This is a genomic window from Streptomyces sp. NPDC001532 (assembly GCF_040298625.1).
Classification (GTDB): domain Bacteria; phylum Actinomycetota; class Actinomycetes; order Streptomycetales; family Streptomycetaceae; genus Streptomyces.
The window spans coordinates 117407-133306 of record NZ_JBEPAL010000016.1 but is presented as its reverse complement, the minus strand read 5'-3'; the positions used below and the strand labels follow the sequence as shown (position 1 = coordinate 133306).

Annotated in this window: 11 protein-coding genes and 1 pseudogene; 8 read left to right on the top strand and 4 right to left on the bottom strand. The window is 73.1% G+C overall.

The annotated features are described in order from the left end of the window. Positions 1 to 49 precede the first annotated feature (49 nt). A complete protein-coding gene (gene acs, locus ABT232_RS17380) occupies positions 50 to 2005 on the bottom strand; it encodes an acetate--CoA ligase (protein ID WP_351840769.1) in 1956 nt (651 codons plus the stop codon). Positions 2006 to 2252: 247 nt separating this feature from the next. On the opposite strand from acs, the gene ABT232_RS17375 reads away from it, so the two are divergent. Beyond that, entirely contained in the window at positions 2253 to 2861 is a 609-nt protein-coding gene (locus ABT232_RS17375; RefSeq protein WP_351840768.1) for an RNA polymerase sigma factor, read from the top strand. After that, on the top strand, positions 2858 to 3469 hold the full coding sequence (locus ABT232_RS17370) for a hypothetical protein (RefSeq protein ID WP_351840767.1): 612 nt from the start codon (positions 2858 to 2860) through the stop codon (positions 3467 to 3469). Before ABT232_RS17375 ends, ABT232_RS17370 begins: the two co-directional genes overlap by 4 nt. Before the next feature lie 73 nt (positions 3470 to 3542). Here the strand turns inward: ABT232_RS17370 and ABT232_RS17365 are convergent, their stop codons facing one another. Next, on the bottom strand, positions 3543 to 6167 hold the full coding sequence (locus tag ABT232_RS17365) for a bifunctional SulP family inorganic anion transporter/carbonic anhydrase (RefSeq protein WP_351840766.1): 2625 nt from the start codon (positions 6165 to 6167) through the stop codon (positions 3543 to 3545). Between the two features lie 334 nt (positions 6168 to 6501). On the opposite strand from ABT232_RS17365, the gene ABT232_RS17360 reads away from it, so the two are divergent. Continuing rightward, complete coding sequence (locus tag ABT232_RS17360; RefSeq protein ID WP_351840788.1) at positions 6502 to 7776, top strand: polysaccharide deacetylase family protein; 1275 nt, start codon at positions 6502 to 6504, stop codon at positions 7774 to 7776. Positions 7777 to 7788: 12 nt separating this feature from the next. Here ABT232_RS17360 and ABT232_RS17355 read toward each other — a convergent pair whose 3' ends face one another. Then, positions 7789 to 8769: an ATP-binding protein gene (locus tag ABT232_RS17355; RefSeq protein ID WP_351840765.1), complete on the bottom strand. Its 981-nt coding sequence runs from the start codon at positions 8767 to 8769 to the stop codon at positions 7789 to 7791. Positions 8770 to 8870: 101 nt separating this feature from the next. Here ABT232_RS17355 and ABT232_RS17350 point away from each other — a divergent pair, with 101 nt between their 5' ends. After that, positions 8871 to 9686: a Fic family protein gene (locus ABT232_RS17350; RefSeq protein WP_351840764.1), complete on the top strand. Its 816-nt coding sequence runs from the start codon at positions 8871 to 8873 to the stop codon at positions 9684 to 9686. A gap of 397 nt (positions 9687 to 10083) precedes the next feature. Here ABT232_RS17350 and ABT232_RS17345 read toward each other — a convergent pair whose 3' ends face one another. Next, positions 10084 to 10917 (bottom strand): HAD family hydrolase, encoded by an 834-nt coding sequence (locus ABT232_RS17345; protein ID WP_351840763.1) that lies wholly within the window; start codon positions 10915 to 10917, stop codon positions 10084 to 10086. Between the two features lie 598 nt (positions 10918 to 11515). Between ABT232_RS17345 and ssd the strand changes: the two genes are divergently transcribed. From ssd to ABT232_RS17325, 4 genes and pseudogenes are all read left to right on the top strand, one after another. After that, positions 11516 to 12619 carry a septum site-determining protein Ssd gene (ssd, locus tag ABT232_RS17340; protein WP_351840762.1) on the top strand — a complete coding sequence of 368 codons (1104 nt, stop codon included), beginning with the start codon at positions 11516 to 11518 and terminating at the stop codon, positions 12617 to 12619. Continuing rightward, positions 12616 to 13821: pseudogene (locus ABT232_RS17335) on the top strand (TadA family conjugal transfer-associated ATPase); the annotation flags it as partial. The gene ssd and the pseudogene ABT232_RS17335, both read left to right, overlap by 4 nt. Before the next feature lie 369 nt (positions 13822 to 14190). Beyond that, positions 14191 to 15072 (top strand): type II secretion system F family protein, encoded by an 882-nt coding sequence (locus ABT232_RS17330; protein ID WP_351840761.1) that lies wholly within the window; start codon positions 14191 to 14193, stop codon positions 15070 to 15072. Continuing rightward, entirely contained in the window at positions 15069 to 15866 is a 798-nt protein-coding gene (locus ABT232_RS17325; RefSeq protein ID WP_351840760.1) for a type II secretion system F family protein, read from the top strand. Before ABT232_RS17330 ends, ABT232_RS17325 begins: the two co-directional genes overlap by 4 nt. Positions 15867 to 15900: the final 34 nt, after the last annotated feature.

The following is a 15900-nucleotide window of genomic DNA, read 5'->3' as shown; positions in this document are numbered from 1 at the left end:
GTGCCCGGCACGCTCGGCGCCGGGCACCCCTGGTCGTGGGCGGCTGCGGTCAGTCCTCGCTGGGCGCGGCCGGCAGCTTGTCCTGGATGAGCTGCATGACGCTGCTGTCGGTGAGGGTGGTGACGTCGCCCAGGGCGCGGTTCTCGGCGACGTCGCGCAGCAGGCGGCGCATGATCTTGCCGGAGCGGGTCTTGGGCAGTTCGGCGACCGGCAGGATGCGCTTGGGCTTGGCGATGGGGCCGAGGGTGGCGCCGACGTGGTTGCGCAGGTCGGCGACGAGGTCGTCGGTCTCGGCGGCGGTGCCGCGCAGGATGACGAAGGCGACGATGGCCTGGCCGGTGGTCTCGTCGGCGGCGCCGACGACGGCCGCCTCGGCGACCGAGGGGTGGGAGACGAGCGCGGACTCGACCTCGGTGGTGGAGATGTTGTGGCCGGAGACCAGCATGACGTCGTCGACGCGGCCGAGGAGCCAGATGTCGCCGTCGTCGTCCTTCTTCGCGCCGTCGCCGGCGAAGTACTTGCCCTCGAAGCGGGACCAGTAGGTGTCGAGGAAGCGCTGGTCGTCGCCCCAGATGGTGCGCAGCATGGACGGCCAGGGCTCGGTGAGGACGAGGTAGCCGCCGCCGCCGTCGGGCACCTCGTTGGCCTCGTCGTCGACGACGGTCGCCGAGATGCCGGGCAGCGGGGTCTGGGCGGAGCCGGGCTTGGTGGCGGTGACGCCGGGCAGCGGCGAGATCATCATGGCGCCGGTCTCGGTCTGCCACCAGGTGTCGACGATGGGGGTGCGGTCGGCGCCGATGTGCTTGCGGTACCAGATCCACGCCTCGGGGTTGATCGGCTCGCCGACCGAGCCCAGCACGCGCAGGCTGCTCAGGTCGAACTTGGCGGGGATGTCGTCGCCCCACTTCATGAAGGTGCGGATCGCGGTGGGCGCGGTGTAGAGGATGCTGACCTTGTACTTCTGGACGATCTCCCAGAAGCGGCCCTGGTGCGGGGTGTCCGGGGTGCCTTCGTACATGACCTGGGTGGCGCCGTTGGCGAGCGGCCCGTAGACGATGTAGGAGTGGCCGGTGACCCAGCCGACGTCCGCGGTGCACCAGTAGACGTCGGTCTCGGGCTTGAGGTCGAAGACGGCGTGGTGGGTGTAGGCGGCCTGGGTGAGGTAGCCGCCGGAGGTGTGCAGGATGCCCTTGGGCTTCCCGGTGGTGCCGGAGGTGTAGAGGATGAACAGCGGGTTCTCCGCCTCGAACGCCTCCGGTGTGTGCTCGGTGGACTGCCGGCCGACGATCTCGTGCCACCAAACGTCACGGCTGTCGTCGAAGGCGACGTCCTGGCCGGTGCGGCGCACCACCAGTACGTGCTCGACGCCGGCCGCGCGGGAGACGGCCTCGTCCACGGCGGGCTTGAGCGCGGAGGGCTTGCCGCGCCGGTAGCCGCCGTCGGCGGTGATGACGACCTTGGCGTCGGCGTCCTGGATCCGGGTCGCGAGCGCGTCCGCGGAGAAGCCGCCGAAGACGACGGAGTGCGCGGCGCCGATCCGGGCGCAGGCCAGCATCGCGACCGCGGTCTCGGGGATCATCGGCATGTAGACCGCGACCCGGTCGCCCTTGCGCACGCCCAGTTCCAGCAGGGCGTTCGCGGCCTGGGAGACCTCGTCCTTGAGCTGGGCGTAGGTGAGGGCGCGGCTGTCGCCGGGCTCGCCCTCGAAGTGGATGGCGACCCGGTCGCCGTGTCCGGCCTCGACATGGCGGTCGACGCAGTTGTAGGCGACGTTCAGCTCGCCGTCCTGGAACCACTTGGCGAACGGCGGGTTCGACCAGTCCAGGGTCTCGGTCGGCTCCTTGGCCCAGCTCAGCCGGCGGGCCTGCTCGGCCCAGAAGCCGAGCCTGTCAGCCTTGGCCTGTTCATACGCCTCCGCCGTGACATTGGCGTTCGCGGCCAGGTCGGCGGGGGGTGCGAACCTGCGCTCTTCCTTGAGCAGGTTGGCCAGGCTTTCGTTGCTCACGACATCTCCCTTTCCCAGGGTGTCCGTTGTGTCCCAGGCCACAGCTCATCAGACCCGGGGGCCCGATGACAAGGGTCGTTGGGAAATTGGTTTAGACCTGTGGGGTGTTCGGTCGGTCCGCTGCGACGGTCGCGGTCATCCGTACCCACGGACGCGACCGGAGCGGAGTTCAGCCGCTGTAACGCCTTTCACACTCCGGCCCAAGTACGGGTGAAGCGTCATCGTGGACCACGAGAGGGGACAGCGAGTGGATGGCATACGGGGCGGGCCCGCGGCGGCGGCCCGCGACCCCCAGCTCTTCGAGGAGTTCTACCGCTGCCACGTCGACGCCGTGACGTCCTTCGTGGCCCGGCGTGTCGCCGACGCCCACACCGTCGCCGACCTGACGGCCGAGGTCTTCCTCGCCGTCCTCGACTCCGCCCACACCTACCGGCCGGGGCGGGGCGGCGAACGGGCCTGGCTCTACGGCATCGCCCGCAACGTCGTCTCCTCCGAGCGCCGGCGCCTGGCCCGCGAGACCCGGCGCGACCGGCTGATCTCCGGGCGGCGGCTGCTGGAGGCCGACGACATCGCCCGCCTGGAGGACAAGCTCGACGCCGAGTCCCCGGGCCGCCGCGCCCTCGCCGCGCTGGAACGGCTGCCGGAGGGCGAACGGGCGGTCCTCGAACTGATCGCGGTCGACCAGCTCACGGTCACCGAGGCCGCGGCCGCGCTGGGCATCCGCCAGGTCACGGCACGTGTACGGCTGCACCGGGCCCGGAAGGCGCTGCGCGCCGCGGCGGCGCCCGAACCGGCCGAAGGACCGCGCGGCACCGCCCTGTCGTACGTCACTGGAGAGACCGGAGGAGAGGCATGACCACCAAGGCGACCTTCGAGGACCGGCTGCTCACGGAGCTGCGCCGCGAGATCGACCGGCGTGCGAGCGGCACGAGCGACCTCGCGGCGGTCCCCGCGCCCGCACCGAGCCGCCGCCGTACGGCCGTCACCGCGCCGAGGCTCGGCCTCCTCGCCCTGGCCTGCGCGGCCGCCGCGGCCGCGTGGGTGCTGATGCCGGGCTCCCCGGCCGGCACCCCGGCCTACGCGCTGGAGGCGCACCCCGACGGCAGTGTGACCCTCACCCTCAAGGACATGGCCCTCGGCGGCCATCTCCAGGACGGGCTCGCCGAACGGCTGGAGCGGCAGGGCATCCACGTGGCCGTGGACGAGCTGCCGGCCGGATACGAGTGCACGCACCCGCGGGGCAAGACCCTGCCGGGGCGCTTCGCCCCGGACGGGGGCGAGGGCGGCTGGGAGATCACTCTGCGCCGCGGGGACTCCCTGGCCTTCGAGAGCATCACGCAGCCGCGACCGGACGGATCCCGGCAGCGGGTCGTCAGCTTCTACGGCGTCCGCGGCGAGATCGCGCCCTGCGATCCCGTACGGGCCCCCGAGCCCCGCCCGACGCCGGCGCCCGGCCTCCGCTGAGCGGGCGGGGCGAGGGGCCGACGAGGGGCGGGGCGGGGTGATGGGCCGGTGGTGGGCCGGTGGTGGGCTCTGTCTACGCCGGACTGGGCAGGTCCTCGACGTCGGCCACATGGTCGAAGACCTCCGCGTCGGGGACCTCCGCGTCGGGCGTGTCGGCGAGGAGATACGCCTGGGCCTCGCCCACGTGGAAGTACATCCCGTGCAGCTCCAGCGCACCCGCGTCCAGGGCTCTGGCCACCGACTCATGGGCCCGCAGATGCTCCAGCTGCTGGACGACGTTGGTCAGCGAGAGCTGCTCGACCGCGTCGGCCGGCCGCCGCCCGGCGAGCCGTGCCCACGGCCGGCTCTCGTCGGCCATCCGCTCCAGACTGGGCTTCCCGTGCCGCAGCCACCGCTTGAGCGGGGTCTGCGCACCGCCGGGCTCGGAGGTCAGCAGGGCCTGCATCGCCCCGCACCCGGAGTGCCCGCACACCGTGATGGACCGCACCTTCAGCACGTCCACCGCGTACTCGATCGCCGCGGCCACCGAGTCGTCGCCGCTCTCCTCGCCGGGCGGCGGCACCAGGTTGCCCACGTTGCGCACCACGAAGAGATCCCCGGGACCGCTTGAGGTGATCATCGAGGTGACGAGCCTGGAGTCGGCGCAGGTGAGGAAGAGCTGCACCGGCCGCTGCCCCTCCCGCGCCAGCCGCGCCAGCTCGCCGCGCACCAGCGGGGCGGTCTTGCGCTGGAAGGCGCTGATGCCGCGGGCCAGTTGGTGGCCTCCGGTGCGGGGGCGGGTGCGGTCGCTCGTCCGGGTGCCGGTGCTCGTGCCTGTACCGGTGCCGGTTGCCGAGGTGGTGGCTGTGGCTGTGCCCTTGGGGTCGCTCGGTGCCGTGCTTGCGGCGGCTGTGGGAGCGGGGTCGGGGGTGCCGATGGACGCGGTGCTCTCGCCGGGGGCGGGCCGGCCGTCGACCGGGACCGGTGCCTCGGGGCCGCCGGTGCGTCCTGTGAAGGGATCACCGGTACCTCCGGAAGCGGCCCCCGGCCGTTCCCACTCGCACTGATGGTTGCGCCACGGCGTCCACGGGCTGCAACGGCAGTCATGGCCGTCCACCGCGTCGTCCGGTCCGGCGCCGGTGGGGTGCTCGATCGGGGCGCCGGGCTCGGCGATGCGGATTCCGGCGCGGCGGCCGGTCAGTTCGACGGTGCCGCCCTGCGCGGTGTGCGTGTTCTGCCAGTCCTGCAAGGTCTCGTACGCCGCGTGGTCCATGAAGGAGCCGTCCAACTCCACCACCACATCGGTGCCCTGGGGCACCAGGTGCAGGACCCTGCTCAGGCGCGGCACCGCGAGGAACGTCAACTGGCCGCGTACGTGGACATGATGGACGCCTCCCTCTTCGGTGTGCGTGATGCGGGTGCGGGTGAGGCGGTGCAGGGCGACGCCGACGGCCACGGCGATGCCGAGCGCCACGCCCTCCAGGACGCCGAAGAGCACCACGCCGAGGGTGGTCACGGCGTACACCAGCACCTCTCGGTGGCGGGTCACCGTGCGGATGTGGTGCAGGGACACCATCTGGAAGCCGACGGCCATCACCAGGGCGGCGAGGGCGGCGAGCGGGATGAGCTCCAGGAGCGGGACCATCAGCAGCGTGGCGACCACGACGAGCGCGCCGTGCAGCATCGTGGAGTTCCGGCTCACCGCGCCCGCGTGCACATTCGCCGTGCTGCGCACCGCGACGCCCGCGACCGGCAGTCCGCCGAGGCTGCCGGAGACGATGTTCGCGGCGCCCTGGCCGAGCAGTTCACGGTCCAGGTCGGAGCGCGGCACCCGGCCGGAGAGGCCGGGGCGGGCGGCGGCCATCTTGTCCACCGCGACCGCGCCGAGCAGCGACTGCACGCTGCACACCAGCGTGGTGGTGAGGACGGCGGCGATCAGCCCGAGCACCGGTCCTTCGGGCAGCCCGGCCAGTGCGTGGCTGCGCCAGGACGGCAGGTCCACCTTGGGCAGGGCGAGGCCGGTGAGCGAGGCGGTCACGGTGGCTCCGGCGACGGCGACGAGCGGCGTCGGAGCCTTGCGCAGCGCCCGCCCGACCCGTCCGGGCAGCCGGGGCCAGAGCATCAGCACCGTCAGGGTGAGCGCGCTCGTCGTCACGGCGGCGGGGTGCAGGTCCGCGAGCTGGGCGGGCAGTGCGCGCAGGTTGTCGAGCACGGCGCTCTGCGGAGTGCCGCCGAGGACGATGTGCAGCTGGGCGACGGCGATGGTGACACCGATGCCGGCCAGCATGCCGTGCACGATGGCGGGGCTGACCGCGAGGGCGGTGCGGGCCACGCGCAGGCAGCCGAGGCCCAGTTGGGCGAGGCCGGCGAGGACGGTGATGGCACAGGTCGTCCGCCATCCGTAACGCTGGATGAGGTCGGCGGTGACGACCGTGAGTCCGGCGGCGGGGCCGCTCACCTGGAGGGGGGAGCCGCCGAGCCGGCCGGCGACGATGCCGCCGACGGCGGCGGCGACCAGGCCGGCCTGGAGCGGCGCGCCGGTGGCGAGGGCGATGCCGAGGGACAGCGGCAGGGCGATGAGGAAGACCGCGATGGCGGCCGACACATCGGCACCCGCGATCCGGAGCCGGCGGGGCCGGTGCGGTGGCGGGCTGTGCGGCTGGTGACTGCGGTTCGTGTGGTGGGGGTCGGTGATGCGTGTGGGGACGCAGGCGGACATGTTTCCCGTCTCCTCCGGGGCAGCGCGGTCGCGGAACAGGTCGGTCCCGCCGGACGGCGGGGCCGTCGCGGCCGTGTGGTCACGGCGTGCAGCGGCGGGATGAATCAACGCTCGGTAAACGGATCGTAATCCAGAGTAAAGGTCAGGCATGGATTTTCCCGGCAAATGGGTCATGAAATCACTCCGGAGAGTGAAGTGAGCATTTGATCGGCTTGTCGTACTAATTCCTTCTCGGGTCCGTGCGAACTTGACGGCACTGTCGGCTCTTTCCGGCACATCACCCGAAAACGCCTCAGCGGCGTTGGCCCGAGAGAAGGAAGAAGGTGGGCGGATGATGGCCGCCACCCAGAGGATCGCCGCGGGCGCTGTGGCCACCGCGGTCTGTGCCGTGTCGCTCGCCGGCTGCTCGTTCGGCTCCGGCGCCGCGGAGGAGGGTTCACCCGGTGCGGAGAAGGAGAAGGCCGCCGCACCAGCTCCCAAGAGCCCGGTCCGGCTGATCGGCGACGGCTCGACGGCGTTCACCGGCGCCCAGCCGCATCTGCCGCGGCCCGAGCGCCTCGAACCCGGTCAGAAGCCGCCCCAGTTCGTCGTCTTCTCCTGGGACGGCGCGGGCGAGGACAGCCAGAAGTTGTTCTCCCACTTCCGCCAGGTCGCCAAGGCGAACGACGCCACCATGACGTACTTCCTCAGCGGGGTCTATCTGCTCCCGGAGGAGAAGGCCGACCTCTACAAGCCGCCACAGCACTCACCGGGCCGCTCGGACATCGGCTTCAACGACCGGCAGGGCATCGCCGACACCGTCGAGCAGCTGCGCCTGGCCTGGCTGGAGGGCAACGAGGTCGGCACCCACTTCAACGGCCACTTCTGCGGCCCCGGCGGCGGGGTGGGCGAATGGTCGGTGGAGGAGTGGAAGGACGAGATCGCCCAGGCCAAGCACTTCGTGAAGTCCTGGAAGACCAACGCCGGCCTGACCGAGGCCTCCCCGCTGCCCTTCGACTACGACAAGGAGCTGATCGGCGCCCGCACACCCTGTCTGGAGGGCCAGTCGAACTTCATGCAGGCCGCCCGCGAGCTGGGCTTCCGCTACGACACCAGCGGCGTCAACGACCAGGTCTGGCCGAGGAAGAAGGAGGGCCTGTGGGACCTGTCGATGCAGTTGGTGCCGTTCCCGGGACACACCTTTGAGCAGCTGACCATGGACTACAACTTCATGGTCAACCAGTCGGGCACCACCACCCAGGGCGACCCCGACAAGTACGAGGCCTGGGGCGACCAGATGCGCGACGGCCTGCTCGCGGGCTTCCGCCGGGCCTACGACGGCAACCGCGCCCCGCTGATCATCGGCAACCACTTCGAGTCCTGGAACGGCGGCACCTACATGCGCGCCGTCGAGGAGGTCATCGAGGAGGTGTGCACCAAGGAGGAGGTGCGCTGCGTCTCCTTCCGCCAACTGGCCGACTGGCTGGACGCCCAGGACCCGCAGACCCTCGCCAAGCTCCGCACGCTGAGCGTGGGCGAGGCGCCGAAGCAGGGCTGGGCGTCCTTCCTGTCGGGCCGGCCGGCCCCGGCCCCCAAGGGCGTCCCCGGGGCGCCCGGGGGCAAGGACTAGCCGCCGGAGCGGTCAGGCGTTCGCCACCACGCTCTCGCCGAGCACGAACTCGGGGTCGACCTGCGCCGCCAGGTCGGCCCCGGTGCGCTCGTTCCCCCACGACTGGGCGTTCTTCAGGTGGAAGTGGACCATCTGGCGGGTGTACCGCTCCCAGTCGCGGCCCTCGTACGTCGCGTCGGCGGCGGACTGCAGGGTCTGCAGGGCGCGGCGATTGGCGTCCTCCAGGAGCGCGAACCGGGGCGGGCGGCCCTTCTCCATGGCGCGTACCCAGTCCGAGTGGCCGACGGTCACGAGCAGATCGTCCCCGACCTGGTCGCGCAGGTAGTCGAGGTCGTCCTGGCCCTGCACCTTGTTGCCGACGACCTTCAGCTCGACGCCGAAGTCCCGGGCGTACTCCTTGTACTGGCGGTAGACGGAGACCCCCTTCCGGGTCGGCTCGGCGACGAGGAACGTGATGTCGAAGCGGGTGAACATGCCGGAGGCGAAGGAGTCGGAGCCTGCGGTCATGTCGACCACCACGTACTCGTCGCGCCCGTCGACCAGGTGGTTCAGGCACAGCTCCACCGCTCCGGTCTTGGAGTGGTAGCAGGCGACCCCGAGATCGGCTTCGGTGAAGGGGCCGGTGACCATCAAACGGACCGCGCCGCCGTCGAGTTCCACCGGCCGGGCGCAGGTGTCGTAGACGGGGTTGTCCTCGCGCACCCGCAGCAGCCGCGAGCCCTCGCCGGGCGGCGTGGTCTTGATCATTGTGGCGGCGGAGGTGATGCGCGGGTTGGTGCCGCGCAGGTAGTCCTTGATCAGCGGCAGGTGGTCGCCCATGGCGGGCAGCGCGGCGGACTCCGGCTCGTCGAGGCCGAGCGCGGCGCCCAGGTGCTGGTTGATGTCCGCGTCGACGGCGATGACCGGCGCGCCGGTGGCCGCGAGGTGGCGGATGAACAGGGAGGACAGGGTGGTCTTGCCGCTCCCGCCCTTCCCGACGAAAGCAATTTTCATGTTCAGTAAGCCTAGTGGTGAGGTGACCCCGCGCGCGGGCCGGACGTGAAGAAGACCACTCCTTCGTGGGGTCGTGGCCCTCGGTGCGTAATGTCGTACGCATGAGTACGACAGGGGACCCCCTTGCGGCTCTGGGCGCACTGCCCGGAGTGGCCGAGTCCGTGGAGTCCGTGCGCAAGGCCGTGGACCGGGTCTACGGGCACCGGGTCATGCGGCGCCGCAGCAACGAGATCACCTCAGAGGCGGCGCTGCGCGGCGCCCGTGGCTCGGCGGCGCTCTCCGGCGCCGACTGGGCTCTGGAGGAGGTGCGCCGGCGCACCGACTTCAGCGGCGACGACGAGGCCCGGACCATGGGGGCGGCGCTGCGGCTGACCGCCGAGGCGGGCCAGCTGCTGTCCATCTGGCGGCAGTCGCCGCTGCGGGTGCTGGCACGGCTGCACCTGGTGGCGGCCGCCGACGACGCCGACCAGGTGGGACGGCCGCGGCAGCCGGGCGAGCCGGTCGACGAGCCGCTGGTCGAGCAGCCGCTGCCCGGTGCCGACGAGGTCTCGGCGCGGCTGGACGGGCTGGCCGAGCTGATCATCGCGGGCGGTTCGGCCCCCGCTCTGGTCACGGCCGCCGTCGTGCACGGCGAACTGCTGGCGCTGCGCCCGTTCACCTCGCACAACGGCCTGGTGGCGCGCGCGGCCGAGCGGATCGTCCTGGTTGGCAGCGGCCTGGACCCGAAGTCCGTCTGCCCGGCCGAGGTCGGCCATGCCGAGCTGGGCCGCGCCGCCTACCTGGCCGCCTTCGACGGCTATCTGTCCGGCACTCCCGACGGCATGGCGGCCTGGATCGCCCACTGCGGCCGGGCGATCGAACTGGGCGTGCGCGAGTCGACGGCGGTGTGCGAGGCGCTCCAGCGCGGAGCCGCGTGAAGAAGGGCCCTCGAAAGGGCCCGCGAACGGGTTGAACGGGTTGCGGCGGTACGAACGAATTCGTACCGCCGCTGGCACTCCCACCGAGTTACCAAGCGTCCTCGAAAAGTTGCCCATCAGGTCGGGTTCTTTGCCCGTCACCTGGTGCGGCTGGCCCGTAATCGACGGGTCGACGTCGCGTGGGTGCCCGGTGTTCATGCATCGGTCCGTGGGGCCAATTGCGTGTCTAAGGTGATCCTCTCGGATGTCCTTGGTCTCGCGGGCCGTTGAGTCCTTTGTACTCCTGCCACCGAATAAGCGGAAGTGGTGGCTCTACTTCTTTACTTGTCTTCTCAAGCAACCGGCTGAGCAGGTACCTCTTGACGGCTGCTCACCGGGCTCGGTGGAGAAGGGCAGGTCAGACGGCCGTGGCGCGGCGTCGGCTGGCGTACCAGACGAGACCCGCGGTGGCCGCCGCCGCCCCTATCGCCGCCGCCGCGACCAGGGCGGGCCGCGGCGGTACGGAGAAGGCGGGGATGCGCTGCTTGAGGCGGACCGGGCGATGGAAGTCGAGAATCGGCCAACCTCGCGAGACGGCCTCCCGGCGCAGCGCGCGGTCCGGGTTCACGGCGTGCGGACGGCCCACGGACTCCAGCATCGGCAGGTCGGTCGCCGAGTCGCTGTAGGCGTAGCAGCGCGCCAGGTCGTAGCCCTCGGACGCGGCCAGTTCCTTGATCGCCTCCGCCTTGGTGGGGCCGTAGGCGTAGTACTCCACCTCGCCCGTGAAGCAGCCGTCCTCGCCCACGACCATCCGGGTGGCGACCACGCGGTCGGCGCCCAGCAGCTCGCCGATCGGCTCGACCACCTCGGCACCGGACGTGGACACGATCACCACGTCGCGGCCGGCGGTGTGGTGCTCCTCGATCAGGGAGGCGGCCTCGTCGTAGATGAGCGGGTCGATGAGGTCGTGCAGCGTCTCCGCGACGATCTCCCTGACCTGCTGGACGTTCCAGCCGCGGACGAGCCGGGATAGATACTCGCGCGTCCGCTCCATCTGGTCGTGGTCCATACCGCCCACGAGGAAGACGAACTGGGCATACGCGGTCCGCAAGGCGGCCCTGCGGTTGATCAGCCCGCCTTGGTAGAAGGACTTGCTGAAGGTGAGCGTGCTCGACTTCGCAATGACCGTCTTGTCCAGGTCAAAGAAGGCCGCTGTGCGGGGCAAGGAGTGGTTTTCCACGACCCCGAGCATAGGCGCAGCCCATTCGGCGTAAGGTGGGGCGTGTGGGTTTGCCTGAGAGGGCTCTCGGGTACACCATGGAAGTCACGGATCGTTCGCGACCGTGCTAACCCGGCCCGACTCCTCCCCCCCCGAGTCGGCCGTGGGGACGACCCCCGCTCTCCCCCCCGGCGGGGGTCGTCGCATGTCCGGGTGGGTTTTTGGCTTCACGGCGCACTGTCGGCGCCGGATCGGGGCGGCTGCGGCCGCCCCTTTCTCATGCCCATGATCAGTGACGCAGAGTAGTCGTCGGACTCCTCTGCGGAAGTCGTACAGGAGATGGTGCGGAGGCCTCCGGGGCTCACCGGTATGGGTGACGGCGATATTCACAGCCATCGAGATGTCCACAGTTTTCCACCAAGATCCACTTTATTTCCCGATGCGCTGCACGGTGATTCCAGCGCGCCTCGCTCAGGCGAGTTCCGGCGTTCCGTTTGCCGGGCGCGTATGGCCGGTTTCCATGTCCCGCTCCGATGGGCGGGCGGGACGCCGGTCCTTCATCCGTCGCGAAAGGCGAGGCCGCCGAGGCCTTGCGGACGACGCCGTCAGAGAGCGAAGGGGGACATCGGCGATGGCCGGAACCGTCACACACGAACAGCCGTCCGCGGCCGGAGGGCGGCAGGGCAGGCCGCTGATCGTCACCGAGGACGCGGACCTCCTCGACGACCTGCTGCGCCTGTGCGCGGCGGCCGGAGCCACCCCCGAGGTCCGGCACGCGCCGCCCGACCGAGGCGGCGGCTGGGAGGCCGCGCCGCTCGTGCTGGTCGGCGACGACGCCGCTCGGCGAGTGCGCGGCGCCCCGCGCAGAGGCGGGGTGGTGCTGGTCGGACGGGACCAGGACGATCCGGGGGTGTGGCGGCGCGCCGTCGAGATCGGCGCCGACCACGTCCTGATGCTGCCCGACGGCGAACAGTGGCTGGTCGACCGGATCGCCGACGTCGCCGAGGGCGTCGGGCGGCCCGCGCTCACCGTCGGCGTCATCGGCGGCCGGGGCGGCGCCGGAGCCTCCACGCTCGCCTGCGCCCTCGCCGTCACCTCCGCACGGGAAGGACTGCGCACCCTGCTGGTCGACGCCGATCCGCTCGGTGGCGGACTCGACGTCGTGCTCGGCGGTGAGAGCGCCGAAGGGCTGCGCTGGCCCGCCTTCGCCGCCTCCCGCGGCCGGGTCGGCAGCGGGGCCCTGGAGGAGTCGCTGCCCGAGCTGCACGCGCTGCGGGTGCTCAGCTGGGACCGCGGCGACTGCCTCGCCATCGCCCCGCAGGCCGTGCGGGCGGTGCTCGCCGCCGCCCGGCGCCGCGGCGGCACGGTCGTCGTCGACCTGCCGCGCCGCCTCGACGACGGCGTCGCCGAAGCCCTCGCCCAGCTCGACGTCGGGCTCCTCGTGGTCCCCGCCGAACTGCGCGCCATCGCGGCGGCCGGCCGGGTGGCCTCCGCCGTCGGCATGGTCCTGCGGGACCTCCGGGTCGTGGTGCGCGGGCCCTACGCGCCCGGCCTCGACGACCGCGAGGTGGCCCGGCTGCTCGGACTGCCCCTGGCCGGAGAACTGCCCGTCGAGTCCGGCCTGCTGCGCCCCGCCGAGAACACGGCACCGCCCGGCGCGGACGGCCGTGGGCCGCTGGCACGGTTCTGCCGGCAGTTCTGGGAGCGTGCGCTGGTCGAGGCGGGCGCGGCGTGAACGGCTTCCCGACTGCCGCCGCCGGTGGCGGGCCGAGCCTTCCCGCACCGCTGCTGGACGGTGTGCGGCAGTGGCTCGCCGAGAGCGGGGCCGAGCCCACGCCCGCGCGGGTCGCGCAGGCGCTGCGGGAGCAGGGGCGGGTGCTCGGCGACGCCGAAGCGCTCGGCGCGGCCGAGCGGTTGCGATCCGAGCTGGTCGGCAGCGGGCCGCTGGAGCCGCTGCTCGCCGACCCGTCCGTCACCGACGTCCTGGTCTCGGCCCCGGACCGGGTGTGGGTGGACCGGGGCGGCGGCCTGGAACTGACCCCGGTGGCCTTCGCGGACGCGGGCGCCGTACGACGGCTCGCGCAGCGGCTGGCCGCGGTCGCCGGACGGAGGCTCGACGACGCCCTGCCCTGGGTGGACGCCCGGCTGCCCGACGGCACCCGGCTGCACGCGGTGCTGCCACCGGTCGCGGTCGGCTGCACCTGCCTGGCGCTGCGGGTGGTACGGCCGCGGGCGTTCACGCTCGACGAGCTGGTCGCGGCGGGCACCGTACCGCCGGGCGGCGACCGGGTGCTGCGGGCGCTATTGCGGGCCCGGCTGTCCTTCCTGATCAGCGGCGGCACCGGCAGCGGCAAGACGACCCTGCTGAGCGCGCTGCTCGGCCTGGTCGGGCCGGGGGAGCGGATCGTGCTCGCCGAGGACTCCGCGGAGCTGCGGCCGGACCATCCGCATGTCGTCCGGCTGGAGACCCGGCCCGCCAACCAGGAGGGTGCGGGCCTGGTCACGCTGGAGGACCTGGTCCGCCAGGCGCTGCGGATGCGGCCGGACCGGCTGGTCGTCGGCGAGGTGCGCGGACCCGAGGTGGTCCATCTGCTGGCCGCGCTGAACACCGGCCATGAAGGCGGCTGCGGAACGGTCCACGCCAACGCGGCCGCCGATGTGCCGGCCCGGCTGGAGGCGCTGGGCACCGCCGCCGGACTCGACCGGGCCGCGCTGCACAGCCAGCTGGCGGCCGCGCTGTCGGTGGTGCTGCACCTGGTGCGCGACCGCTCCGGCCGACGCCGGATCGCCGAGGTGCGCGTACTGGAACGGGACCCGACGGGACTGGTGCGGACCGTGCCGGCACTCCGCTGGGGCGAGGAGGCGTTCGTCCGGGAGCGCGGCTGGGAGCGGCTGCGGCGACTGCTGGGCGGCGAGGGGAGCGACGGGTGGACGGGCGATCGGGCTGGTGAGCGAGCCGACGAGGTGGGCGATGAGCTGGTCGATGACCGAGCCGATGAGCTGGGTGATGACCTGGCCGATGGCCGAGCCGATGAGCTAGGCGATGACCTGGGCGACGGGTGGAGCGGTGATCGGGTCAGGAGCCGGGCTGACGGGTGGAGCGATGACCGGGCTGACGGCCGGGCCGACGGGCGGTCCGGCCGGCGGGCCGAAAGCCTGGCCGACGTGCGGAGTCGCGCCCGCGCAGATGACCGAGTCGGCGGGTGGAGCGGCGACCGAGCTGATGAGCGGACAGATGACCCGGCCGGAGTGGTGGGCCGATGACCGGGCGGGATGAGTGGACCGGAGAGGGGAGCGGGGCGGGACATGGATGAGGTGGCGATGGGAGAGACGGCGATGAGCGCGGCGGCGCTGTGCGTGGGCGCCGCGGCCTGGGTGATCGGCGGCCCGCACGCCGGGGCGCGCCGGACGCGGCTGCTGCTCGCGGGCGGCGGCGCGATGACGGGCACCGGGCCGCCGGTGCCACGGTGGTGGGCCGACGCGCTACGGCTGCTGCGCGAACGGGCGCGGGCCGAGTGGTGGGCCCCGGTCGCCGGCGTGGTGCTGGCGGTGCTGGGCTCCTCGGTGCTGCCGGTCGTCGCGGGGGCGGCCGGGGTGCCGCTGCTGAGGCGGGCGCGGCTGGCCCGGGAGGCGCGCAGCGCCAGGGAGCGCCGGGGCGACGAGGTGATCGCGCTGTGCGGGGCGCTCGCCGGGGAGGTGCGGGCCGGACGGCAGCCGGGTGAGGCGCTGTTGCGGGCCGCGCGGGACACCGGAGGGCTCGCCGAGGCCCAGGCGGCGGTGGCCGCGGCGGCACGGTTCGGCGGGGAGGTGCCGGGGGCGCTCGCGACCGCGGCCCGTCAACCGGGTGCCGAGGGCCTGCTCGGACTCGCCGCGTGCTGGCGGGTCGCCGTGGACCATGGCGCGGGCCTCGCGGCCGGGCTCGACCGGCTGGAGGCGGCTCTGCGCGCGGAGCGCGATCAACGCGCCGAGCTGCGGGCCCAGATGGCGGGAGCCCGCGCCACCGCGGCCATGCTCGCCGCGCTCCCGGCGCTGGGCCTCGTCCTGGGCACCGCCCTCGGTGCGGACCCGTTGCGGGTGCTGCTGCACACCGGGCCGGGGCTCGGCTGCCTGCTCGTCGGCGGTCTGCTGGAGGCCCTGGGGCTGTGGTGGGTGCTGCGGATCGTCCGGACGGCGGAGGCGGCGGCATGAGCCCGGAAGTTGTCCACAGGCTGGGGGTAGTCCTGGGGACAATCCTCGCGCTGGCCTGGCTGACACGAAAAGCGGCCTCCGCGCGGAGCGAGCGGCGGGTGCGGCGCCGGCTGGCCGGCCTGCTGGCCCGGCAGGTCCCGGCCGCGAAGGCGCGGTTCCGGGTGCCGGACGCCGTACGGCGGCTGCTGCCCGAGGTGGGTGTGACGGGCGCCGCCTGGGTGCTCGTAGGAGGGGGCCTCGGGGTCGTCGTGGGGGTGCTGGCGGCGGTGGCGGTCCGGCGGTGGCGGCGGTGGGAGCGGCAGCGGGGCCGGCGTACGGCCGCCGGTGCGACGCCCGATGTTCGTGCCGCCGGTCGGCAAGTGCCGCTCGCCGCCGACCTGGTGGCCGCCTGCGTGGCCGCGGGAGCCGCGCCGGTGCCGGCCGCCCAGGCGGTGGGCGAGGCGCTGGGCGGGCCCGTGGGGCGGGCGCTCGCGCGGGGTGCGGCGGAGGTGCGCCTCGGCGGCGAGCCCGGGGAGGCCTGGCGGGCGCTTGGCGCGCTCCCGGGAGCCGAAGGCCTGGCGCGCCTGCTGGAACGCGCCGATGTGTCCGGACTGCCTGCCGCCGGTCCGGCGGCGCGGCTCGCGGCCGACGCCCGCGCCGCCTGGGGACGCTCCGCGACGGTACGGGCCCGGCGGGCGGCGGTGCTGGTCACGGCGCCGGTGGGGGTGTGCTTCCTGCCCGCGTTCCTGGCGGTCGGCGTCCTGCCCGTGGTGATCGGGATGGCGGGCGAGGTGATGGGCGGGGGTGGTCGATGACCGGGGGACGCCTGGGTGATGACGCGTATGGAGC